This window comes from Stenotrophomonas sp. 05L414_2, assembly GCF_056397905.1.
Genome location: NZ_JBFTOJ010000056.1, coordinates 1 through 23374 on the forward strand (window position 1 = coordinate 1; position 23374 = coordinate 23374).

Here is a 23374-nt window from a genome sequence, read left to right on the forward strand (position 1 = left end):
AACTCGGACAGCGTGCCCTTCAGGTCGGCGAAGGTCGAATGCTCGTCAACCAGCAGGCCTTCGACCTGGTGGAACATCGGCGAATGGGTCTGGTCGCTGTCGCTGCGGTAGACCTTGCCGGCGGCGATCATGCGCAGCGGCGGCTGGTGTTCGCCCATGTAGCGCACCTGCACACCGGAGGTATGCGTGCGCAGCAGTCGGCCGTCACCGAAGTAGAAGGTGTCATGCATGGCGCGCGCCGGATGGTGCGGCGGGAAGTTCAGCGCCTCGAAGTTGTGCCAGTCGTCCTCGATCTCCGGCCCTTCGGACAACTCGTAGCCCAGCCGGCCGAAGATGCCGGTGATGCGCTCGAGGGTGCGGGTGATCGGGTGCAGGCCGGCGCGTTCGCCACTGCGGCCCGGCAGCGTGATGTCGATCGCCTCGGCAGCCAGCCGCGCATCGAGCGCAGCATCTTCCAGCACCGCCTTGCGCTCGCCCAGCGCGCTGCTCAGCGCGTCGCGGGCCTGGTTGATGGCCTCACCGGCCGCCTTGCGCTCGTCGGCCGGCAGCGCACCGAGCTGCTTGAGCTGCGAGGTGATGCTGCCGCTCTTGCCAAGCAGGGCCACGCGCAGCTGCTCCAGCGCGTCCGGGCTCTGCGCGGCGGCCACATCGGCCAGCGCCTGGGAAGTGAGGGATTGGATGTCGCTCATGGGTAGCCGGAACTCCAGTCGGTCTGCCATCGCGATGCGCGAAGGGCCGCGCCGTCGCAACCGCTTGCCGGTCGCCCGCCATCTGCACGGCTGCGCCCGGCACAAAAAAGAATGGGGAAGGACTTGCGCCCTTCCCCATGCATTGCCTCTACCTGACACCGTTCTCCGTGAACGGCAACGGCATCGGGAAGGACTTATGCCGCCAGTGCGCCCTTGGCCTTTTCGGCCAGTGCAGCAAAGCCAGCTGCGTCGTGCACGGCGATGTCAGCCAGAACCTTGCGGTCCAGGGTGATGCCAGCCTTCAGCAGGCCGTTCATGAAACGGCTGTAGCTCAGGCCGTTGATGCGGGCAGCCGCGTTGATGCGGGTGATCCACAGCGAACGGAAGTTGCGCTTCTTCTGCTTACGGCCGATGTAGGCGTACTGCTGTGCCTTGATGACCGCCTGCTTGGCGACGCGGAAGACCTTGCGACGGGCATTGTAGTAGCCCTTCGCCAGATCAAGGATTTTCTTGTGGCGGCGACGCGCCTGTACGCCACGCTTTACTCGTGCCATGTATCAGTCCTCAGAGGTAGGGAAGCATGCGGTCCAGACGGCCTGCGTCTTCTGCGCGGACGTGATTCGTCTGACGCAGGTTACGCTTACGCTTGGTCGCTTTCTTCGTGAGGATGTGGCTACGGTTGGCGTGGCCGCACTTGTACTTGCCCGAGGCGGTCTTGCGGAAACGCTTGGCCGCTGCCCGGTTGGTCTTGATCTTGGGCATTGCAATGTCCTTGATGGGATATGACCCTGGTTTCTGACTGATCTGGCGGCGGCCTGGGCCGCTCTTTCCGTCCTGCCATGATCGGCGTACGACCCGTCCTGGGTGGGTCGAGCCGGGCATGATACAGGCAAATCCGCCCTGTAACCAGCCCCCACACCGTTTTCACACCGAGACCGGCCCTGCCCGCCCCGGAAAAGCAAAAGGACGCCAGCGGCGTCCCTTCACCTTCATCCATTCAGCCGCCAGGCGCCCCGCGAGGCAGCCCGTCAGGCGTCAGGTCTTCTTCTTCGGCGCGATCATCATCACCATCTGACGCCCTTCCAGGCGCGGACGGGATTCGATGACGATGTCTTCGCCCAGATCGGCTTCGATCCGGCCAGCCATCTCGCGGCCCAGTTCCTGATGGCTCATTTCACGGCCACGGAAACGGATGTTGACCTTGATCTTGTCGCCTTCTTCAAGGAAACCGCGCATCTTGCGCAGCTTGATCTGGTAGTCGCCCTCGTCCGTGACCGGACGGAACTTCACTTCCTTGATCTCGACCTGCTTGGTCTTCTTCTTGGCCTCGCTGGCCTTCTTCTGGGCTTCGAACTTGAACTTGCCGAAGTCCATGATCTTGCACACCGGCGGGTCGGCCTGCGGCTGGATCTCGACCAGGTCCAGGCCTTCATCTTCGGCCATGGACAACGCTTCGTCTCGCGTCAACACGCCGATCATTTCTCCGTCACTGCCGATCACGCGGACGCGCGGCACACGGATTTCCTGATTCTTGCGGTTCTGTTTGTTGTCAGGGGTACTGATATTGCGATCTCCCAAGGGTGTCGAACCCGGCCCGGGCGCCAATGCGCACGGGCCGGACCTTTGTTTACGCGCCCTCGGCCTGGAGCCGCTCGGTGAAAGCCTGGAGGCTCATGCTGCCGAGATCTTCGCCAGAACGCGTACGCACCGCCACAGCGCCGTTTTCCTTCTCGCGGTCACCAATGACCAGCAGGTACGGCACGCGCTGCAGCGTGTGCTCGCGAATCTTATAGCCGATCTTCTCGTTACGCAAATCGGCGCTGACGCGGAAGCCTTGATCCGCAAGGCTTTTGGTCACCGCAGAGACGTATTCAGCCTGCGCATCGGTGATATTGGCCACCACCACCTGGGTCGGCGCCAGCCAGGCCGGGAACTGGCCGGCGTGGTGCTCGATCAGGATGCCCAGGAAACGCTCCATCGAACCGACGATGGCCCGGTGCAGCATCACCGGATGCTTCTTCTGGCTGTTTTCGTCCACGTATTCAGCGCCCAGACGGCCAGGCATCATGAAATCGACCTGCATGGTGCCCAGCTGCCAGGTGCGGCCGATGGCGTCCTTCAGGTGGTACTCGATCTTCGGGCCGTAGAAGGCGCCCTCGCCCGGCAGCTCCTGCCATTCCACCCCGCAGCTGGACAGCGCCGAGCGCAGCGCGCCCTCTGCCTTGTCCCAGGTGGCGTCATCGCCCAGGCGCGATTCGGGGCGCAGCGCGATCTTGACCTGGATCTCCTCGAAGCCGAAATGCTGGTACACCGCCAGCGCCTGCTGGTGGAACGCGGTCACTTCCGCCTCGACCTGGTCTTCGGTGCAGAACACGTGACCGTCGTCCTGGGTGAAGCCACGCACGCGCAGGATGCCGTGCAGCGCACCGGAGGGCTCGTTGCGGTGGCAGGCGCCAAACTCACCGTAGCGGATCGGCAGATCGCGGTAGCTGTGCAGCCCCTGGTTGAACACCTGCACGTGACCCGGGCAGTTCATCGGCTTGAGCGCGTAGGTACGCTTCTCCGACTCGGTGAAGAACATCGCGTCCTGGTAGTTGTCCCAGTGGCCCGATTTCTGCCACAGCGACACGTCCAGAATCTGCGGGCAGCGCACTTCGCCGTAGCCGGTGCTGCGGTACACCTTGCGCATGTACTGCTCGACCACCTGCCACAGCGCCCAGCCCTTCGGGTGCCAGAACACCAGGCCCGGGGCCTCTTCCTGCAGGTGGAACAGGTCCTGCTGCTTGCCGATGCGACGGTGGTCGCGCATCTCCGCTTCTTCGATGCGCTTGATGTACGCATCGAGCTGCTTCTTGTCGGCCCAGGCGGTGCCGTAGACGCGCTGCAGCTGCTCGTTCTGCGCGTCGCCGCGCCAATAGGCGCCGGAAATGCGGGTCAGCTTGAAGGCCTTCAGGAAGCGCGTGTTCGGCACGTGCGGGCCGCGGCACATGTCCACGTATTCCTGGTGGTAGTACATGCCCATCGCCTGGATGTCAGGCGACATGTCCTCGAYYAGGCGCAGCTTGTAGTCCTCGCCRCGSGMCTTGAAGAYCTCGATGACYTCSGCGCGCGGCGTCAYYTTCTTGATGACGTCGTAGTCCTGCGCGATCAGCTCGCCCATGCGCTTTTCGATCGCCGCCATGTCTTCGGGGGTGAACGGGCGCTCGGAGTAGATGTCGTAGTAGAAGCCCTCGGCGATCACCGGGCCGATCACCATCTTCACGTCCGGATAGAGCTGCTTGACCGCGTGGCCRACCAGGTGGGCGCTGGAGTGGCGGATGATTTCCACGCCCTCCTCGTCCTTGGCGGTGATGATGCGCAGGGACGCATCGTGGTCGATGACGTCACTGGCATCGACCAGCACGCCATCCACCGAACCGGCGATGGTGGCCTTGGCCAGGCCGGCGCCGATCGACTGGGCGACGTCCATGACGCTGACGGGGTTTTCGAATTCGCGGCGGCTGCCGTCGGGAAGGGTAATCGTGATCATTGCAATGGCTTCATGCGGGGCCCGCCGTGGCGGGCTGGAAAGCGCTCCCGGGCTGTCGTCCGGGCAATAAAAAAGCGCCGCGAGGGCGCCTGGAATGCAGGGCCTTCGGGGCAGGTCAACAGTGGGCGGTGGTAGTGCTCATGTCGCACGCTCGGCCGGCGCAGTGCGCGGGCCACCTTGGTTCCAGGATGTGGTTGCCCGTGATCTTAAACCAGCGGCGGACAAAGCCCAAGCGGTGCCTGAATGGCGCTGGCTGGCGGCGTGAAAACGCAATGATTACCATGTCCGCGCAGCCCGCCCCGTGCCGGCCTGCCCGCTTCCCCCCAGGATCCTGCAATGCGCCACCCGCCCCGACCGGCGCCTGCCGGTCCCGCCCGTGCCCCGCGTTCACCGGCCGTATGCCGGGCCCGGAGCCCCCGATGATCACCGTTGGCCTGTCGACCCTGGGCTTCTGCAGCCTCGGCATGCTGTCGGCGATGTTCTCCGCGCTGGCCTTCTATGCCGCCTCCCCGCACTGCCGCTGGCCACGCCTGCGCCGTGCCGGGCGCCTGGGCCGGCAGATCGGCCTGGTCGCTGCAGTCGCTGCGCTGTGGCTGTGGATGGCCGAACTGGGCTTTGCCGCCGGCCTGGTGGCCATGCTGTGCACCTGGATGCTGGCCGCCATGCTGCTGCCGGCACTGGCCGCGTGGCACCGCCCCGATGTGGAGCCGCGCTGATGTGGTCGCGCGCACTGGCCGGCATCTTCGCCGGCTTCTTCCTTGCCGCTGCGGCGACCGGCCTGGTCGCATGGCTGCCGCCGGGGCCCTGGCAGAAAGCCCTGGTGCCGAGCCTGATCGCGTTCGTCCCGTTGTGGATGCTGGCCGCGCTGTGGGCCTTCAGTTTCCGCAGCCCGTTGCGCGCCTGGCTGACCCTGGCAGGTGGCGCGGCCCTGGGCTTTGCCGTACTCGGCCTGCTGCGCCTGGCCGGCGCAGTGCAATGAGATCGACCGCATGAAATTCAGTTCACAGACCCTGCGCACGTTCACCACCCTGCACACCTGGGTCGGCCTGGTTGCCGGCTTCGGGCTGTTCGTGGCGTTCTATGCCGGCGCACTGACCCTGTTCCACCACGACCTGCCGCTGTGGCAGACGCCTGGCGCGGCAACCGCATTGCCGGCCGGCCTGGATGACGCCCAGTACCTGCTCGACGACGTGCTGGCCACGCATGCGGAAGCGCGTCGCCACGTCGGCATGACCTTCCCGGGCGCCGATCATCCGCAGCCGCTGGCCTACTGGCAGGCCGAAGACGGCAGCTGGCGCTATGCATGGCCGGGACAGACCGGCGGCAGCCCGACGCCACCGCAGACCGGGCTGGCCGAACTGGTCAACGAACTGCATTACAGTTTGGGCCTGCCGGTGGCCGGGATCTACGTGATGGGCATCGTCAGCCTGCTGTACGGCATGGCCCTGCTCAGCGGGCTGGTGATCCACCTGCCCAAGCTGCTGGGCGATCTGTTCGCGCTGCGCCCGGGCCGCAATCTAAAGCAGCAGTGGCAGGACGCGCACAACGTGATCGGCGTGCTCAGCCTGCCGTTCCACCTGATGTTCGCGGTGACCGGCGCCCTGCTCTGCCTGGTGTTCATGCAGATGGCGGTACTCGATCCCCTGATCTACGACGGCAAGGCGCTGCAGGCGGTACCGACGGCAATGGATACCGCGCCGCTGCGCGAAGCCAGTGGCATCCCTGCCGCACCGGGCAGCCTGCGCGAACTGCACGCGCGGGCGCTGGAAGTGGCCCGCGCGCAGGGCGTGGCCAACTTCGAACCGGCCTACCTGAAACTGGCCAATGGCGGTGATGCCAACGCGACCATCGAAATCACCGGCGAGGCCAGCGGTACGCTTGGCCCGCTCGGCGCTGTCGCGCTGGATGTCGAAAGCGGCCGCGTGCTGGCCAGCCAGCTGCCCGGCCAGCGCGATGCCAATCACGCCACGCTCAGTGCCGCCTACGCCCTGCATTTCGGCGAGTTCGGCAACGGCGTGGTGGTCTGGCTGTACTTCCTGCTGGGCCTCGGCGGCGCCTTCCTGTTCTATTCGGGCAACCTGCTGTGGATCGAGTCGCGTCGCAAGCGCCGTCAGCCGCAGCAGTCGCGCGCGGCCGTCAACATGGCGCGGGCCACGGTGGGCGTCTGCATCGGCCTGTGTGTGGCGATCTCGGTGGCCTTCGTGGCCGCGCTGGTGCTGGAGCGGGTAGCGCCTGCCCAGGTCGACCACGGCATCCGCTGGGCCTGCTTCGTGACCTGGGCGGCGTGTGCGCTGTGGGCAGCCCTGCGCCGCCCGGCACAGGCGGCGCGCGAACTGCTGTGGGCTGCGGCGATCAGCACCGCGCTGGTGCCGCTGGCGCACGGCGCCCTCAACGGTGACTGGCTGTGGCTGGCCGCCGCACGCGGCCACTGGCCGTTGTTCTGGATCGATGCGATGGCACTGGCGATGGCGTTTGGCTTTGCCCGCTTGGCGTATGCGAGCCAGCGGCGCGCCCGCAACGGTGACCCCAACAGCGTGTGGGCGAACTGACCAAGCCCGCTCGCAGCACGCGGGTTTACATGGCTTCCACGTAGCGGGCCACTTCGATCAGGTTCCCATCCGGATCACGGAAGTACACCGACTCGATCGGCCCAAGTGCTCCGGTACGCGGCACCGGTCCTTCTTCAATCGTCACCTGCTGGGCCTGCAGGTGGGCCAGCACCGCCTGTACGCCCAGCGGGGTGATCAGGCACAGATCGGCGCTGCCACGGGTCGGCAGCAGCGCGTGGGGCTGCAGCGGCGCGCTGGCCGGGTGCAGGTTGATCTTCTGCTGGCCGAACTGCAGGGCGACGCGGCCGGCCCCGAAGCGCACGACGTCCATGCCCAGCACGCGCTGGTAGAAGTCGCAGCTGCGCTCGATGTCGGCAACGGTAAGCACCAGATGGTCCAGGCGGTCGATGATGATCATGCACGCAGCTTAGCGCTGCGTGCATGGCGCCGATGTGCGGTTTCAGGCCACAGCGTTTGCCCATCACCGCCGTACCAGCCCCGGTCCGGAGATGTCGAACCGGTCAGTCGCCGACGCGGGCCTTCTGCCACGGAGCAAGCATGGCGTTGAGCAGGCTGGCCTGCTCATCGTCACCGGTCAGTTCCCACATGAAGACACCGGCCAGGCCCTGCTCGCGCGCGAACTGCGCACGCAGGCCGATGGAGCGCGGATCCTCGTAGCTGATGAAGATCTTCTGCGCCGGGTTGTACAGCCACGGGCTCTGCGCCTGCGGCTGCCAATGCTTCGTCCAACCCGGCTGGTCGAGATAGCGCGCCTTGATCACCCGCCAGTCACCGGCGTCGGCCGGCGCGCTGTAGGCCTGGTACAGGCCGTCCGCCGACTCGCCGGTGACCTTGAAGCCGCGCCCGTAGAACGGCACGCCCAGCACCAGCTTGGCCGCCGGCACGCCATGCTCGCGGTAGTACTGCACGGCACCGGCCACGTTGTTCCAGCGCCGCAGCTCCGGCGCCAGCGGGTCGGCTGGCACTTCATGCAGGGGGGCATTGAAGGTCGATACCGATGAGAAGCCGGTGCCCATGTCGTAGCTCATCAGGTTGATGAAATCGAACACCTTGGCCAACGCGGGCAGATCGTAGCTGGCGGCAGGGTCGTATGGTCCATCGGTCTGCAGTCGGCCAGCGGCCAGCGCGGCGGTCAGCAGCATCGGCTGCCCCGCCTTTCTGCCGCGGGCATCCAGCGCCAGCCGGAAGGCCTGCGCAAGCTTGGTCAGGTTGGCACGGTCCTGCGGGCGGTGCGCCAGTTCCTTCGGGCCACCGCTGACGGGGAACTCCCAGTCGATGTCCACGCCATCGAAACTGCCGGCATGGCGCTCGAAGAACAACGCCATGCACGAATCGACCAGGCGCCTGCGGCTGGTCTCGGTCAGCGCCGCATCGGAGAATCCGCCCGCGCCCCAGCCTCCGATCGAAATCAACGTGCGCAGATGCGGATGCCTGCGCTTGAGCTCGGCCAATGCGGCGAAGTTGGCTGGTGCCTCGGCACCGATCGCACAACGTCCGTCCTCGATGGTGGAAAACGCATAGAACAGATGGGTGAGTCGTTCGGCCGGGATGCTCGATACCGGATAGCGCTCGGCGGAACCGCCGGGATAGTACGCACCGAAGATCGGCGGTTGCGCCGGTTGCGCCTGCGCGGCAATGGGCAGGGTGCCGGCGATCAGCACTGCAAGTACGGCCAAGGTCTGGCGGAACATGGAAACTCCCGGGTCGAAGGCGCCGCCACGTTAGCAAACAGATCGGCCCGTGGTGCGGATGTCCGTGCATGTCGTCCGCTGGACAGTGGCGTGCCGCTGGAATCTGACACGGTCGTGGCTGCACAACGTCGAAAGCACTTCGCTGCAGGACAACACACGACCTGCCTGAGCTAAGGTGGCGCTGGATCTTCACTGGCACACGGACATGACCGCAGACCACGACGCAGACGGCGAGCTGCTGGACGACGAAACCCTCGAAAAGCTGCAGGCGCTGGAGGCCCGCGCCTATGCAGCCTTTGATGCGGGCGACCTGGCTGACGCAGCAATCCTGTTCGGCCAGCTCGTCGAATGGACACCCGACATCCCCCACCTGCACTACATGCGCGGGCTGGCACACAAGTACCTGCGCGAGTGGGCGTTGTCGCTGCAGGACAATCTCCGCTCCGAGCAGCTGCGCGATGAAGTCGATGAGGCGACCGCGTGGAATGCGGGAATTGCCGCCACCGGCGCCGGCGACTGGGCCGAGGCGCGCCGGCAATGGACCCGCTGCGGCATCACCCTCCCCGAGGGCGAAGGCCCGATCAACGGCAATTTCGGTGTTGCCTGTGTTCGCCTGAATCCGTGGTCCAGCGGCGAGACCGTGTACATGCGCCGGCTCGATCCGGTACGCGCGCGGCTGGAAAACGTGCCGCTTGCGGAGAGCGGGTTCCGCTTCGGCGACATCGTGCTGCACGACGGCGCCTCCACCGGGCGCCGGACCTACGGCGATCGCGAAGTACCGGTGTTCAATGCCATGCAGCGCCTGCAGCAGTCGGACATGGCGACCTACGCCGTGTTCGTGCAATGCGGTTCGCCGGACGACATCGCCGCGCTGCGCGCAATGACGTTGCCCGGCATCAGCCTGGTTGAAGACTGGACCCATTCGGTACGTCACCTGTGCCTGCGCTGCAGCTATGGGACACCGCACCAGCACGATGACGACAGCCACGAGGATGACAGCGGCTGGGTGCGCGAGCGCAATCTAGGTATTGCCGCACAGGGCCGCGCTGCGGTCGAAAAACTGATGTCGGCCTGGGCCGCGGCAGGCACCGGGCGCACGCTCGATGCGATCGAACACCGTGAGCACCCGCAGCAGGGTCCGCAGCCGGGCCAGGTGTGGTGGCTGGGTCACGAACAAGCGGACGCATGACGGCAGGGCGCTGCAGCCCTTACGGTACAAGGCTTTCAGAATTCTTCAGGCGTCCTTCCAGCACTTCAGCCAGCCCTCTGGCCGAATCGACACTCCTTTCGATGGAGTCCGATCATGCGTTCGCCGCTGCCTGTGTCCACCCTGCTGCTGTGCCTGTACGCCCTCCCCTGCATCGCAGGCCCTGCCCACCCAGATCCCGGCCGCATGCGCGCGCTGGAGCAGGCCATTGCCAGCGATGAGCTGAAACAGATCCGCAGCGTGCTGCTGCAGGTTGATGGACAGGTCGTGTACGAGGGCTATTTCAACGGTGCCGATGCGCAGACCCTGCACGACGTGCGCTCGGCCAGCAAAAGCGTGACCGCCCTGCTGGTCGGCGCAGCGATCGGCGACGGCCGGCTGCCGGGCGTTCGCGCGAAGGTGTACGACTACTTCCCGGCCTTCGTCGCCCACCACGACGTGGACCCCCGCCTGCGTGGCACGACGGTGGAGGACCTGTTGGCGATGAGCACGCTGTGGGAGTGCGACGACGAGAACCCGTTCTCGGCCGGCCACGAGGAGCGCATGTACGTCGGCGAGCGCTGGCTCGATTTTGCCCTGGCGCTGCCGGTGAAGGGCTTCGCGCCCTGGATGGCGCGCCCGGAGGACAGTCCTCACGGTCGCGCGTTTGCCTACTGCACCGCCAACTCCTTCGTGCTCGGCGCGGTACTGGAACGTGCGACCGGACAACCGCTGGCCGATTACGCAGCCCATGCACTGGAACGACCACTGGGCATCACCCACAGCCAGTGGAACCGTTCCCCCGAGGGCATCGGCATGGGCGGAGGCGGCACACGCTACCGCAGCCGGGACCTGGCCCGCCTCGGCCAGCTCGTGCTTGATGGCGGTCGTTGGCAGGGGCGCCAGCTGGTTCCACGCGACTACGTCGCCGCGATGCTGTCACCGCAGGCAACGGCCGGCGACGGCAGCGATTACGGCTATCAATGGTGGGGCCTGAAACTGACTGTCGGTGGCCAGCCACAGACCGTATGGGCGATGTCCGGCAACGGCGGCAACTACGTGTTCCTGCTGCCGCAACAGCGCGCCGTCGCGGTGGTGACCAGCCAGGCCTACAACCGCAGCATCGCTCACCCGCAGTCGCGCCGCATTCTCACCGAATTCCTGCTGCCGGCGCTGCGCTGAGGTCGGCCAGCCCGGCGGGACGCCAGTCGGCCGCCAGCACCTGCGCACGCTGGCGGCCGATATCGGCATCGATGCGCGCCAGCAGCGGCGCCCAGCCGGGCGCTTCGTGCAGGGACGCAAACAGCGGCGTGGAGCGCAACCACGCCGCATCGCGGAAGCCATCATCGACCGCCTGTTGCAGCGCGGTGACGGCAGCCTCCGGGTCGCCTTGCGCCTGCAGCAGCAGGGCCCGCTCAAGCGCGGCATCGGACCACCCGTCGCCGCGCTGCGCCTGCAACATTGCAAGACGCGACGCCACCCACTCCGGCGATGCCGCGGGCTGCGCGTACAAGGCCGCCAGCGATTGACCGAGCGATTGCTGTGGACGCAGCTGCCGCCCGCGCTCGAAGGCATCGGCAGCACCGGCGTGATCGCCCGCCAGCAGCGCCAGTTCGCCCTGCAGCCGCAGCAACTGCGGATGTGGCGTGCCGCGTGCCAGCGCCTCGGTCAACGCCTGCCTCGCCCGGCCCGGGTCACCTGCCGCGAACAGACTGCGCGGCCAGGCGATGTTGGCGAAGACGTTGTCCGGATACAGCTGGAAATTACGCGCGTGGCGCTGCGCGGCCGCGTGAGTGAAACCGAGCAGCTCCAGTTCGCGCGCCACCTGCACATCACGGAAGCGCAGGCGCTCGGGCGCCGTCAATGCAAGATTGGCACGCAGGGCCAGGGCAAGGTGGCCGCGCTCCTGGTGCAGGTAGGCGAGCGAGGCACGGGTGCGCTCGTCGCCCGGATCCAGCGCGATCGCCCGCTCGTATTCGGAAATGGCCTGCGGCATCTGCCCGAGGCAGTCGTAGGCATAACCTCGAAGCGCGTACACAGCACCCTCCTGCGGCGCGAGATCACGTTCGATGTTGGCCAGCGCCAGCCCTTCCCGGACCTGCTCGGGCGATCCATTGAACAGACAGCCCTGTGCGGACAACGCTCGTGACAGGCCGCGCCGCGCCGGACTGGAATCAGGGTCCACCTGCAATGCCTGCCGGTACAGGGCGATGGCGCGCTCGTTGTTGCTGGCCTGGCCGATGCTGGCGTAATAGTCGGCGCGCTGCAGCAACGGCAGCGGGCCACCGGCCGCCGGCGCGCGCGGCCAGAACGAGGCGGCAGCGGCGAGAACGACGACACCGGCACCTGCAAGCCATGGCCATTTCTTCCGGTGCGCGGTAATGGGCACCGCCGCTGCCGGCGGTGCGATGGTCGGCACTGCACACAACTGATAGCCGCGCCCGCGTACCGAACGGATGTAGCGCGGGCGTCGGCTGTCATCACCCAGCGCCTGCCGCAACAGCTTGACCCGCTGGCTGATCGCATCCTCCCCAACCACTGCAGGTGCCCACACCTGTGCAGCCAGCGTGTCGAAGTCGACAACGTCGTTGCCGTGTGCCAGCAGCACGTCGAACAGGCGCCAGCTCAGCCCCTGGATCGGCAGCACGTCGCCGGCGCGGCTGACCCGCTGCGCGGGGCGGTCGATCTGCAGGTCAAGCAGGCGCAGGGTGTCCATGGGTGAAGCATAGCGCCGCGGTACGACGCCGGCAGCGCCGGACGACAGGCAAAGAAAAAGCGGGCCGAAGCCCGCTTTTTCATTCTGGCGTGTCAACCAAGATTGACACCTACCGTCATCGACCTGCGGTCGATTACTCGGCGGTGGCGCCTTCGCCTTCCTCGACGGCCTTCATCGACAGGCGGATACGGCCCTGCTTGTCGACTTCCAGCACCTTGACCTTGACCACATCGCCTTCCTTCAGCACGTCGCCGACCTTCTCGACGCGGTCGCTGGAGATCTGCGACACGTGGACCAGGCCGTCCTTGCCCGGCAGGATGGTGACGAACGCACCGAAGTCCATGATCTTGGCGACCTTGCCTTCGTAGATGCGGCCCGGCTCGACGTCCGAGGTGATCTGCTCGATGCGGGCCTTGGCGGCCTGGGCAGCGATGGCATTGACCGAAGCGATGACGATGGTGCCGTCATCCTGGATGTCGATCTGGGTGCCGGTTTCCTTGGTGATGGYCTGGATGGTCGAACCACCCTTGCCGATCACTTCGCGGATCTTGTCCGGGTGGATCTTGATGGTCAGCAGGCGCGGCGCGTAGTCCGACAGCTCCTCACGCGGGGCGGTCAGGCCGTGGGCCATTTCGCCCAGGATGTGCAGACGGCCAGCCTTGGCCTGCTGCAGAGCCTGCTTCATGATCTCTTCGGTGATGCCTTCGATCTTGATGTCCATCTGCAGGGCGGAGATGCCCTCAGCGGTACCGGCAACCTTGAAGTCCATGTCGCCCAGGTGATCTTCGTCACCCAGGATGTCGGACAGGACGACGAAGCGATCGCCTTCCTTGACCAGGCCCATGGCAATACCCGCCACCGGAGCCTTCACCGGCACGCCGGCGTCCATCAGGGCCAGCGACGAGCCGCAGACCGACGCCATCGACGAGGAACCGTTCGACTCGGTGATTTCCGAGACAACGCGGATGGTGTACGGGAAGGATTCCAGCGACGGCATCACTGCCAGCACGCCGCGCTTGGCCAGACGGCCGTGGCCGATCTCGCGACGCTTCGGGCCCATCATGCGGCCGGTTTCACCCACCGAGTAGGGGGGGAAGTTGTAATGGAACAGGAAGTTCTCTTTGTACTCACCGGAGACGGCATCGATGACCTGGCCATCACGGGCGGTGCCCAGGGTGATGGTCACGATGGCCTGCGTTTCACCGCGGGTGAACAGCGAGGAACCGTGGGTACGCGGCAGGATGCCGGTCTTCACTGCGATCGGGCGGACGGTGTCCAGCGCACGGCCGTCAATGCGGACCTTGGTGTCCAGCACCGAGTTGCGCATGGTGCTGTATTCCAGCTCGCCGAATTCCTTCGACAGCTCGGCCGGGTTCCAGCCTTCAGCGGCAACGCGGCCGGCCAGCGACTCGACCACGTCCTTCTTGATCGCCGAGATGGCGTCGCGGCGCTGCAGCTTGTCGCGCACCTGGAAGGCCTCGCCCAGACGCGGGCCGATGGCTTCCTGCAGGGCGCTGATCAGCACGTCGTTCTTGGCCGGGGCCACCCAGGTCGACGGCTTGGTGCCGGCTTCCACGGTCAGTTCGTTGATCGCGTTGATGACCTTCTGCATTTCGCGGTGACCGAAGGTCACGGCGCCCAGCATCACGTCTTCGGACAGCAGCGCGGCTTCGGATTCCACCATCAGCACGGCGTTGGCGGTACCGGCAACGACCAGCTCCAGCTCCGAATCCTTCAGTTCGGTCACGGTCGGGTTGAGGATGTACTCACCGTTCTTGTAACCCACCTTGGCGGCGGCGATCGGACCCTTGAACGGGGTGCCGGCCAGCGACAGCGCAGCCGAGGCACCGATCAGGGCCGGGATGTCACCGTCGATGTCCGGGTTCAGCGACATCACGGTGGCGATGATCTGGACTTCGTTCTTGTAGTCTTCCGGGAACAGCGGACGGATCGGACGATCGATCAGACGCGAGATCAGGGTTTCCTTCTCGGTCGCGCGGCCTTCGCGCTTGAAGAAGCCACCCGGGATACGGCCACCGGCGTAGAACTTCTCCTGGTAGTCACAGGTCAGGGGGAAGAAGTCCTGGCCCTCACGCGCGCTCTTGGCGGCAACGGCGGAGACCAGCAGCACGGTGTCGTCGAACTTGACGATGACGGCGCCACCGGCCTGGCGGGCGATTTCGCCGGTCTCAAGCGTGACGGTGTGCTTGCCGTACTGGAAGGTTTTGGTGATTTTTGCCACGGAGGGTGTCCTTGGGGATGCTGTCTGCGAATGGACCGTGGGCGACCCTTGCCGCCAACGGATGACCGGTCGTTCCGATCTGAAAAAGGTATTGCGATGCTACAAAACAAAACCGCGGCGCATCGCTGCGCCGCGGGGGATTCGTTGCTTAGCGACGCAGGCCAAGCTTCTCGATCAGGGCCTTGTAACGCTCGACGTCCTTCTTCTTCAGGTAGTCGAGCAGGCTGCGGCGGCGGTTGACCATCTGCAGCAGACCACGGCGGCTGTGGTGATCCTTCTTGTGGGTCTTGAAGTGGCCGGTCAGCAGTTCGATGCGGGCGGTCAGCAGTGCAACCTGGACTTCCGGGGAGCCGGTATCAGCCGAGCTGCGCTTGTTGTCTTCAATGACCTTCTGGGTGTCGATCGACATGTCTTTTTTTCTCTGTGATGCGTGGCCGGCAGGAACGCGCTTTCGCGCACCGCCTGGCTCGCCGTGAACCAACAATGGATGAAACCCGCCTTCGGCAGGCTGCCGTAAAACGGCCGCGGAATTGTAACGGCCAGGGGGCTTTGGAACAAGGTCCGGGGCTGAACCGGGCCTCCTCGTTCAGAGGTTGAAGCGGCGCTGCGGGGCCAGCAGACCGCTGTCGTCGACCTGGCCCAGGCCCTGCGCCACCGATCCAGGGCCAAACACCGCCACCAGGCCGCGCGGCCAGGAGAGGTCGCGCTGGCGCTGGCCCACGCAGAAGCGCTGGGTCTGCTCGGCGTCCAGGTCAACCCGGGGGTATTCGGACAGGCCCGCCGCCAGCGGCAGCAGCAGCGCGTCCATGGCGGCCTCATCCTGCGCTTCCACCAGAGCCCTCAGCTGCTCCAGGGTGACCATCGCCGGTTCGTGGAACGGTTCCACCCACAGGCGCCGCAGGGCGCTGATGTGCGCGCCACAGCCCAGCGTTTCACCCAGGTCACGGGCCAGACTGCGGATATAGGTGCCCGAGCCGCAGGTGACCCRCAGCCGCAGCCGCTCGGGGTGCTGCTCCAGAATCTCGATGGCGTGGACCTTGACCTGGCGCTCGGGCGCCTCGATGGCGTCGCCACGGCGGGCCTTCACATACAGCGGCTCCCCGCCCTGCTTGAGCGCGGAATAGATCGGCGCACGCTGCAGGATGTCGCCCAGCAGCGGCGCGATCGCCGCCTGCAGGGCCTCGGCGCTGATCACGGGCACCGGCCGCTCGAGCAGCACCTGGCCCTCGGCGTCGTCGGTATCGGTGGTCTGGCCCAGCACGAYCTCGGCGTCGTAGGCCTTGGCCGAGCCCAGCAGCAGGCCAGCGATCTTGGTGGCCTCGCCGAAGCACAGCGGCAACAGGCCGGTGGCCAACGGGTCAAGGCTGCCGGTGTGGCCACCCTTCTCCGCACGGAACAGGCGACGGGCGACCTGCAGCGCGGCGTTGGAGCTCATGCCGGTCGGCTTGTCGAGCAGCAGGATGCCATCCAGGCGACGGAACTGAATTCGGGTCATGACAGGTACGGGTAGCGCCGGGCCATGCCCAGCGAGCGCGCAGCGCGGTCTGCATCAGACATCGCGCAGCCGGAATGCAACAACGCCGGGCATGCCCGGCGTCGCGCGGTTATTCTTCGTCGCCTTCGCGACGCTTTTCGGCGGCCACGGTATCGGGCAGGTCGCGCAACAGGTTGTYGATGCGCTCGCCACGATCGACCGAGTCGTCGTAGTGGAAATGCAGCTCCGGCACATGCCGCAGCTTCATCGCGCGCGCCAGTTCCATGCGCAGGCCCCAGGCCAGTTCCTTCAGGCCCTTCACGGCTTCAACCGAACGTTCCGGCATCAGCGCGGTGACGAACACCTTGGCGTGGGCCATGTCGCGGGTGATTTCCACGTCGGACACGCTCACCGAGGGCAACCCGTGCTCACGCACGGCGTTGTGCACCAGGGTGCCGAGTTCACGGCGCAGCTGGGCGGAGACACGGTCGGTTCGATGGAAAGTCTTGGGCACGCGGCAGGCTCTTGATTCGATTGTGGCCCGACCAAGGTCAGGCCCTACAGTTTACGGGATGAAACGAGACCGGCCCGTGAGGGCCGGTCCGTTGCAGCATTACAGGGTGCGCGGCACTTCGATACGCTCGAAGCACTCGATCTGGTCACCCGGCTTGACGTCGTTGTAGGCCTTCACCGCGATACCGCATTCGGTACCGTTGCGGACTTCCTCGACGTTTTCCTTGAAGCGRCGCAGCGATTCCAGCTCGCCTTCGAASAYCACCACGCTGTCGCGCAGGACGCGGATCGGCTTGTTGCGCTTGACCACGCCCTCGATGACCATGCTGCCGGCGACGGCACCCAGCTTGGAGCTGCGGAAGACGTCGCGGACCTCGGCGATACCGATGATCTCTTCGCGGATCTCCACGCCCAGCAGACCGGAGGCCACCTGCTTCACCTGATCGATCACGTCATAGATGATCGAGAAGTAACGCAGGTCCACGCCGTTGGATTCGATGATGCGACGGGCCGAAGCATCCGCACGCACGTTGAAGCCGATGACGGTGGCCTTCGAAGCGGCGGCCGAATTGGCATCCGACTCGGTGATGCCGCCCACGCCGGAGTGGATCACGTTGATGCGGATGTCGTCGTTGGACAGCGCCACCAGGGCCTGGCTCAACGCCTGCACCGAACCCTGCACGTCGGCCTTGATGACCAGGTTGAGGACCTGCTGGCCCTCGCCCTTGCCCAGGGTCGCCATGATGTCTTCCATGCGGCTGCCCGCAGTGGCGACCAGGCGCGATTCGCGGCGCTTGGTCTCACGCTGCTGGGCAACGTCCTTGGCCAGACGCTCGTCGTCGACGACGACGAAGTCATCACCGGCTTCCGGCACGCCGGACAGGCCCAGGACCTGCACCGGGATGGACGGACCAGCGAACTCCGGCTGCTTGCCGGTTTCGTCGAACAGCGCACGCACGCGGCCGTACTGGATGCCGCACACCAGGTAATCGCCCTTCTTCAGGCGGCCCTGCTGCACCAGCACCGTCGCGATCGGGCCACGGCCCTTGTCCAGCGACGATTCGATGACCACGCCGTTGGCACGACCGTCGTCGACCGCCTTCAGTTCCAGCAGTTCAGCCTGGACCGAAACAGCTTCCAGCAGRTCGTCGATGCCCAGGCCGGTCTTGGCCGAGATCTCCACCATCTGGGTGTCGCCACCGAAGTCTTCGGCCACGACCTGCTCGGAGAGCAGTTCGTTCTTGACCCGCATCGGGTCGGCACCGGACTTGTCGATCTTGTTGATCGCCACGATCAGCGGCACGCCCGCCGAACGGGCGTGCTGGATCGCTTCCTTGGTCTGCGGCATGACGCCGTCATCGGCAGCCACGACCAGCACCACGATATCGGTCAGCTTGGCACCGCGGGCACGCATCGAGGTGAACGCGGCGTGGCCCGGGGTATCCAGGAAGCTGATGACGCCCTTCGGCGTTTCAACGTGGTACGCACCGATGTGCTGGGTGATGCCGCCGGCTTCGCCGGTGGCGACCTTGGTGCGACGGATGTAATCCAGCAGCGAGGTCTTGCCGTGATCGACGTGGCCCATGATGGTGACCACCGGCGGACGCTGCACGGCCTCGCCCTGGTTCTCGCCAGCCGATGCCAACAGCGCGTCTTCAGCGTCGTTGTCGCTGGCGCGGATCGCCTTGTGACCCAGCTCTTCGGTGACCAGTGCCGCAGTGTCGTGGTCGATGGACTGGGTGATGGTGGCCATCACGCCCATCTTGAACAGCGCCTTCACCACCTCGCCGCCCTTCAGCGCGAGCTTCTGCGCCAGGTCGGCCACGGTGATGGTGTCGCCGATCGCCACTTCACGCACGACCGGTGCGGTCGGACGTTCGAAGGCGTGCGGGCCGGAGTTGCCACCGCCGCGCGACATGTCGCGACGGCCGGACGTCGGACGGCTGCCCGGGCGACCACGGTTGTTGCTGTTGTTGCTGTTGCCACGGCGCGCACGATCGGCGGCTGACAAGTGCATCTGACCGGCAAAGCGATCACCCGGGCCACGCTCGTTGCGCGGCGCGTTGCGATTGTTGCGGTCGTCGCTGCGCGGCGGCGCACTACGCGGAGCAGCCGGGGCTGCAGCCGGAGCACGCGGCGGGCGCGGCGCGGTTTCGTCGATCGGCGCGCGCACCTTGGGCTGGCTGGCAGCCAGGGCTTCGGCAGCCTTGGCGGCGACCGCAGCTTCCTCGGCCGCCTTCTTCTCGGCCTCGGCACGCTCCTTGGCAGCGACCTCTTCCTCGCGCTTGCGGACGATTTCCTCGTCACGCAGGCGGTCCTTCTCGGCCAGTGCCTGCTGCTCGGCGAGGTTGCGTGCGCGCGACTCTTCCAGCTTGCGCAGGATGTCGGCACGCTCTTCGTCCGGGGTCATCGCGCGACCACCATCGGCCTTGACGTAGGTGCGCTTCTGGCGCACTTCCACGTTCACGGTTGTCTTGCTGCGACCGGAATTGACCGTCACTTCCTGCTGCTTGCGACGGTTGAGGGTGATCTTCTTGGCAGACTGATCAGTCTCTTCCGGGGCCTGCTCGGGCTTGCCATGCGAGCGACGAAGGAAGCCCAGGAGCTTCACTTTCTCGGAGCTGGTCACGACCTGGTCGGGACCGCTGAACTTCATGCCGGCACCAGCCAGCTGTTCCAGCAGTTTTTCGACCGGTGTATTGACCAGTTCAGCAAGCTTGCGGATGGTGGTTTGCTGCGACATTCGGATCCTATGATCTTGTGGGCGCCCCCCCGCATCTGGAGGTGGCGCGGATTCTACGCCCTGATCGGCTCAGGGCCCTGTTCATTGCCGGCTCATTCGCCGCGTTCCAGTCGGGCGATTTCCTCGGCACGCGCGGCCAGGATCAGCGCCGCGGCGCGCTCCTGGTCCAGCCCTTCGATGCCGAAGTCCATGACCTCGTCGGCGGCCAGGTCGGACAAGTCCTCGCTGGTACGCACGCCGTGGCCGGCCAACGCATATGCGGTGGCTTCGTCCATGCCCTTCAGGGACAGCAGGTCCTGCGCCGGCTGGCCGTCCTCCAGGCCTTCCTCGACTGCCAGGGCCTCATTGAGCAGCGCATCGCGGGCACGTGCGCGCAGCTCTTCGACGATGTCTTCGTCGAAACCTTCCACGGCCAGCAGTTCGCCGACCGGTACATATGCGATTTCCTCGACCGTGCCGAAGCCTTCGCTGACCAGGATGCCAGCGATTTCCTCGTCCACTTCCAGCTTGTCCATGAACAGCTGGCGAGCCGAAGCCTGCTCGGCTTCCGACTTGGCGGTCACCTGGTCCTGGGTCATCACGTTCAGCTGCCAACCGGTCAGGCGGCTGGCCAGGCGCACGTTCTGGCCGCCCTTGCCGATCGCCTGGGCCAGGCGGTCTTCAGCAACGGCCAGGTCCATCGAATGCTTGTCTTCATCGACGATGATCGACTGCACTTCGGCCGGCGCCATCGCGTTGATGACGAAGTTGGCCGGGTTCTCGTTCCACAGGACGATGTCCACGCGCTCGCCATTGAGCTCGTTGGACACGGCCTGCACGCGCGAACCRCGCATGCCGATGCAGGCGCCGATCGGATCGGTGCGGGCATCGTGGGCGAGCACGGCGATCTTGGCGCGGTCGCCCGGATCGCGGGCGCACGCCTTGATTTCCACCAGGCCCTGGCCGACTTCCGGTACTTCCAGCTTGAACAGCTCGATCATGAATTCCGGCGCTGCGCGGCTGATGAACAGCTGCGGGCCACGCGGCTCCGAACGCACTTCGGCCAGGTAGCCGCGGACGCGGTCGCCGGCACGCAGGACATCACGCRGAATGCCCTTGTCCTTCGGAATGAAGCCTTCGGCGTTGCCCCCCAGGTCGACATAGATGTTGCCGCGCTCGGCGCGCTTGACCACACCGGTGATCAGCTCACCGACGCGATCGGCCCAGGCATCGACCACCTGCTGGCGCTCGGCTTCGCGCACACGCTGCACGATCACCTGCTTGGCGGCCTGGGCGGCGATGCGACCGAAGTCGGGGTTCTCGATCTGCTCTTCGATGTAATCGCCGACATCCACGCCTTCGGCTTCGTCGATGGCGTCCATCAGGCGGATCTGGCGATCCGGCGATTCCATCACTACGTCGTCGGCCACCACTTCCCAGCGGCGGAAGGTTTCGTAGTTGCCATCCTTGTGGTCGATGACCACGCGGGTCAGCACTTCCTCGTCGGGATAGCGCTTCTTCGCTGCCGAGGCCAGGGCGGCCTCGATGGCATCGAAGATCACTTCACGCGGCACGCCCTTCTCGTTGGCGACCGCGTCCACTACCAGCAACAGTTCCTTGCTCATTGGCTCACTCCGCGCGCGGCTTCTTTGCCGCCGGCTCGTTGGAAGAAGAATTCTTGTTCGGCTTCGGACGCTTCGGTGCCGGACCGGTCGGCTTGCTCGGGGCCAGCCCCAGCGCCACCCAGTCAGGCATGATCCGCGCCTTGTCGATGTTGTCGGCCGACACCACCAGTGCGGCGTTGTCGACGATGAAGGTGATGCTGCCCTGCGCCTCATCGATCGCTTCGATGCGACCCTGCAGGCGACGACGGTTTTCCTGCGGCAGCTTCAGGGTGACCTTGGCCGATTCGCCGAGGTGACGACCGAACTGCTCCAGGTTGAACAGCGGGCGATCCACGCCCGGCGAAGACACTTCCAGCGTGTAATTGCCGCTGATCGGGTCTTCGACGTCCATCTGTGCGGACACTTCGCGGCTTACCCGCTCACAGTCGTCCACATTGATGATGCGCTCCGGCTGTTCCGCCAGCGGCACGTCGATGTAAAGGCGAAGGGTCGCACCGCCGGGGGCCGGCAGATACTCAACGCCCAGCAGCTCCAGGCCCAGCGACACAACGGTCGGGGCGAGCAGATTCGCGATGTCGGTTGCCTTGTCGCTCACAGCCTGCCTTGATCTCTTGGTTGGGTGCCGGCCTTGGCCAGCATGGAAACATGACGCCCCGAAAACGACGAAGGGCCCGCTGGGCCCCTTTTCCGGAAAGACTCCGGTGACTGGATTCCGGTTGCAACGCGCTGAACAAGCGTGCTGCGGCCCTCCTTCCGGGTGGATCTCCGATGGGGAGCGCCGCCGTCAGGGGTACTTCTAGGCCGCTGATGATAGCCCCTGCACCGCTCTGGTGCAAGGCTGCGGCCGTCCTGAAACCCTCCGCTGCACTCGCCGGGCATGGCCCGGCGCTAGCGGGTGACCGCGCGATGGTAGCGCCGGGCCATGCCCGGCGGATCGGCGGAAGCCGCAAAGAAAAACGCCCTCGAAGCAAAGCTTCGAAGGCGCATTCTTTACTTGGTAGCGGGGGCAGGATTTGAACCTGCGACCTTCGGGTTATGAGCCCGACGAGCTGCCAGACTGCTCCACCCCGCATCAGAAGCGGAATTATGAGGGATAACTTCAAAACCTGCAAGCTTTTCCTCATTCATCGAATTGGTTGGCGCCGATTCGATGTGTTGGTAGCGGGGGCAGGATTTGAACCTGCGACCTTCGGGTTATGAGCCCGACGAGCTGCCAGACTGCTCCACCCCGCACCGGAAGTGTTTGAACCGCTGCCTCACTCTGGCGAGGGAGGCGCTCCGCAACGATGTTCTGGCTGAACCGCTGCAGTGACAACTCAAGCTGCGTATATTACACGAATCGCGCAGCTTTGTGTCAACTTTTATGCAAGATGCGCAAATGCCTGCTGGCACCAGACCATGATCGGGTTCCAGGCCAGGCCGAGCGCCAGCAATGCCAGTGCGTTCACGCCCAGCACGACACCCAGCACGCGATCCTTGCTGCGCGGCATGGCCTCGCCCACCGGCTCATCGAAGTACATGACCTTGATGACACGCAGGTAGTAGAAGCAGCCGACCACGGCACACAGCACGCCCAGGATCGCCAGCCACAGCAGGCCGCCATTGATGGCAGCGCCGAGCACGGCCAGCTTGGTCCAGAAACCGAGGAACGGCGGAATGCCCGCCAGCGACGCCATGATGCACAGCACCAGGCCGGCCATCCACGGGTTGCGGGCGTTCAGGCCCTTGAAGTCCTCGATGTTCTCGGCCTCGAAGCCGGCGCGCGACAGCGCGATGATCGCGCCGAAAGCAGCAGTCGACATGATCGCGTAGGCCAGGGCGTAGAACAGCGCGGCCGCATAGCCCTGCGAACCGCCGCCGGCGATGCCCATCAGCAGGAAGCCGATATGCGAGACCGTGGAGAACGCCAGCATGCGCTTGAGATTGCTCTGCGCAATGGCCATCAGGTTGCCGATCACCAGCGAGACCGCGGCCAGGCCAGCGATCAGCAGCTGCAGTTCGGTGGACAGCGGGCCCACGCCCATTTCCAGCAGGCGGTAGGCCATGCCGAAAGCGGCCAGCTTCGGCGCCGAGCTGATGAACAGCGCGACCGGCGCCGGGGCACCCTGGTACACGTCGGGCAGCCACATGTGGAACGGTGCGGCACCCAGCTTGAAGGCAACGCCGGCAATCATGAACACCGCGCCGGTGACAAGCAGCACGCGCTCTTCCGAGTGCGGGATGGCGGCCTGGATGGCGTCCAGGTGCAGGCTGCCGGTGGCGCCGTAGATCAGCGACATGCCGTACAGCAGCAGGCCCGAGGCCAGCGAACCAAGCACGATGTACTTCATCGCCGCTTCCGAGGCCAGGCCGTTGTCACGGTTGCTGGCAACCAGTGCGTAGGAGCACAGGGCCAGCAGTTCCAGACCCAGGTACAC

At 65.8% G+C, this 23374-nt stretch carries 21 protein-coding genes and 2 tRNA genes; 5 read left to right on the forward strand and 18 right to left on the reverse strand.

Features of this window, described 5'->3' with window-relative positions; translation table 11 throughout:
• The 5 genes from AC1DJN_RS10010 to thrS form a co-directional block, all read right to left on the reverse strand.
• Nucleotides 1-689: phenylalanine--tRNA ligase subunit alpha (locus AC1DJN_RS10010; protein WP_478039154.1), on the reverse strand; the 689-nt coding region annotated here is incomplete at its 3' end.
• Between the two features lie 194 nt (nt 690-883).
• Entirely contained in the window at nt 884-1243 is a 360-nt protein-coding gene (rplT, locus tag AC1DJN_RS10015; protein ID WP_005410435.1) for a 50S ribosomal protein L20, read from the reverse strand.
• Nucleotides 1244-1253: 10 nt separating this feature from the next.
• Nucleotides 1254-1451, reverse strand: coding sequence for a 50S ribosomal protein L35 (gene rpmI / locus AC1DJN_RS10020; RefSeq protein ID WP_002811096.1), 198 nt, complete (start codon nt 1449-1451; stop codon nt 1254-1256).
• A 273-nt stretch (nt 1452-1724) separates the two neighbouring features.
• Complete coding sequence (gene infC / locus AC1DJN_RS10025) at nt 1725-2267, reverse strand: translation initiation factor IF-3 (protein WP_025876259.1); 543 nt, start codon at nt 2265-2267, stop codon at nt 1725-1727.
• 49 nt (nt 2268-2316) lie between these two features.
• A complete protein-coding gene (gene thrS, locus AC1DJN_RS10030) occupies nt 2317-4218 on the reverse strand; it encodes a threonine--tRNA ligase (protein WP_478039155.1) in 1902 nt (633 codons plus the stop codon).
• 419 nt (nt 4219-4637) lie between these two features.
• Between thrS and AC1DJN_RS10035 the strand changes: the two genes are divergently transcribed.
• The 3 genes from AC1DJN_RS10035 to AC1DJN_RS10045 are packed head-to-tail and all read left to right on the forward strand — an operon-like array spanning nt 4638 to nt 6767.
• Nucleotides 4638-4934 (forward strand): hypothetical protein, encoded by a 297-nt coding sequence (locus AC1DJN_RS10035; protein ID WP_025876254.1) that lies wholly within the window; start codon nt 4638-4640, stop codon nt 4932-4934.
• Nucleotides 4934-5197, forward strand: coding sequence for a hypothetical protein (locus AC1DJN_RS10040; protein WP_442251530.1), 264 nt, complete (start codon nt 4934-4936; stop codon nt 5195-5197). Before AC1DJN_RS10035 ends, AC1DJN_RS10040 begins: the two co-directional genes overlap by 1 nt.
• Before the next feature lie 10 nt (nt 5198-5207).
• The gene (locus tag AC1DJN_RS10045; RefSeq protein WP_059064702.1) at nt 5208-6767 is read left to right on the forward strand and encodes a PepSY-associated TM helix domain-containing protein; all 1560 of its coding nucleotides are present in this window, start codon (nt 5208-5210) and stop codon (nt 6765-6767) included.
• A gap of 25 nt (nt 6768-6792) precedes the next feature.
• On the opposite strand, the gene AC1DJN_RS10050 is transcribed toward AC1DJN_RS10045, so the two are convergent.
• Together AC1DJN_RS10050 and AC1DJN_RS10055 are read right to left on the reverse strand one after the other, a co-directional pair.
• On the reverse strand, nt 6793-7185 hold the full coding sequence (locus AC1DJN_RS10050) for a VOC family protein (protein ID WP_032974993.1): 393 nt from the start codon (nt 7183-7185) through the stop codon (nt 6793-6795).
• A gap of 103 nt (nt 7186-7288) precedes the next feature.
• Nucleotides 7289-8479 carry a glycoside hydrolase family 18 protein gene (locus AC1DJN_RS10055; protein WP_032974994.1) on the reverse strand — a complete coding sequence of 397 codons (1191 nt, stop codon included), beginning with the start codon at nt 8477-8479 and terminating at the stop codon, nt 7289-7291.
• Nucleotides 8480-8684: 205 nt separating this feature from the next.
• Here AC1DJN_RS10055 and AC1DJN_RS10060 point away from each other — a divergent pair, with 205 nt between their 5' ends.
• Together AC1DJN_RS10060 and AC1DJN_RS10065 are read left to right on the forward strand one after the other, a co-directional pair.
• Nucleotides 8685-9668, forward strand: a complete 984-nt coding sequence (locus AC1DJN_RS10060) for a tetratricopeptide repeat protein (protein WP_442251531.1) — start codon at nt 8685-8687, stop codon at nt 9666-9668.
• Nucleotides 9669-9782: 114 nt separating this feature from the next.
• Nucleotides 9783-10847 carry a serine hydrolase domain-containing protein gene (locus AC1DJN_RS10065; RefSeq protein WP_025876243.1) on the forward strand — a complete coding sequence of 355 codons (1065 nt, stop codon included), beginning with the start codon at nt 9783-9785 and terminating at the stop codon, nt 10845-10847.
• On the opposite strand, the gene AC1DJN_RS10070 is transcribed toward AC1DJN_RS10065, so the two are convergent.
• The 11 genes from AC1DJN_RS10070 to nuoN all read right to left on the reverse strand — a co-directional run.
• A complete protein-coding gene (locus tag AC1DJN_RS10070; RefSeq protein WP_442251533.1) occupies nt 10816-12381 on the reverse strand; it encodes a tetratricopeptide repeat protein in 1566 nt (521 codons plus the stop codon). The genes AC1DJN_RS10065 and AC1DJN_RS10070 overlap by 32 nt on opposite strands.
• 133 nt (nt 12382-12514) lie before the next feature.
• The gene (pnp, locus tag AC1DJN_RS10075) at nt 12515-14623 is read right to left on the reverse strand and encodes a polyribonucleotide nucleotidyltransferase (protein ID WP_478039156.1); all 2109 of its coding nucleotides are present in this window, start codon (nt 14621-14623) and stop codon (nt 12515-12517) included.
• A gap of 148 nt (nt 14624-14771) precedes the next feature.
• A complete protein-coding gene (gene rpsO, locus AC1DJN_RS10080) occupies nt 14772-15032 on the reverse strand; it encodes a 30S ribosomal protein S15 (RefSeq protein WP_005410445.1) in 261 nt (86 codons plus the stop codon).
• A 177-nt stretch (nt 15033-15209) separates the two neighbouring features.
• Nucleotides 15210-16118 carry a tRNA pseudouridine(55) synthase TruB gene (gene truB, locus AC1DJN_RS10085; RefSeq protein ID WP_478039157.1) on the reverse strand — a complete coding sequence of 303 codons (909 nt, stop codon included), beginning with the start codon at nt 16116-16118 and terminating at the stop codon, nt 15210-15212.
• 109 nt (nt 16119-16227) lie between these two features.
• A complete protein-coding gene (gene rbfA, locus AC1DJN_RS10090) occupies nt 16228-16611 on the reverse strand; it encodes a 30S ribosome-binding factor RbfA (RefSeq protein ID WP_478039158.1) in 384 nt (127 codons plus the stop codon).
• Between the two features lie 99 nt (nt 16612-16710).
• Complete coding sequence (gene infB / locus AC1DJN_RS10095) at nt 16711-19353, reverse strand: translation initiation factor IF-2 (protein ID WP_478039159.1); 2643 nt, start codon at nt 19351-19353, stop codon at nt 16711-16713.
• Between the two features lie 92 nt (nt 19354-19445).
• Nucleotides 19446-20957, reverse strand: a complete 1512-nt coding sequence (gene nusA, locus AC1DJN_RS10100) for a transcription termination factor NusA (RefSeq protein ID WP_478039160.1) — start codon at nt 20955-20957, stop codon at nt 19446-19448.
• Between the two features lie 4 nt (nt 20958-20961).
• Nucleotides 20962-21552 (reverse strand): ribosome maturation factor RimP, encoded by a 591-nt coding sequence (gene rimP, locus AC1DJN_RS10105; RefSeq protein ID WP_025876223.1) that lies wholly within the window; start codon nt 21550-21552, stop codon nt 20962-20964.
• Nucleotides 21553-21952: 400 nt separating this feature from the next.
• A tRNA-Met gene (locus tag AC1DJN_RS10110) sits at nt 21953-22029 on the reverse strand.
• A gap of 84 nt (nt 22030-22113) precedes the next feature.
• Nucleotides 22114-22190: transfer RNA gene (locus tag AC1DJN_RS10115), tRNA-Met, on the reverse strand.
• Nucleotides 22191-22318: 128 nt separating this feature from the next.
• On the reverse strand, nt 22319-23374 hold a 1056-nt coding region (nuoN, locus tag AC1DJN_RS10120), incomplete at its 5' end, for an NADH-quinone oxidoreductase subunit NuoN (RefSeq protein WP_478039161.1).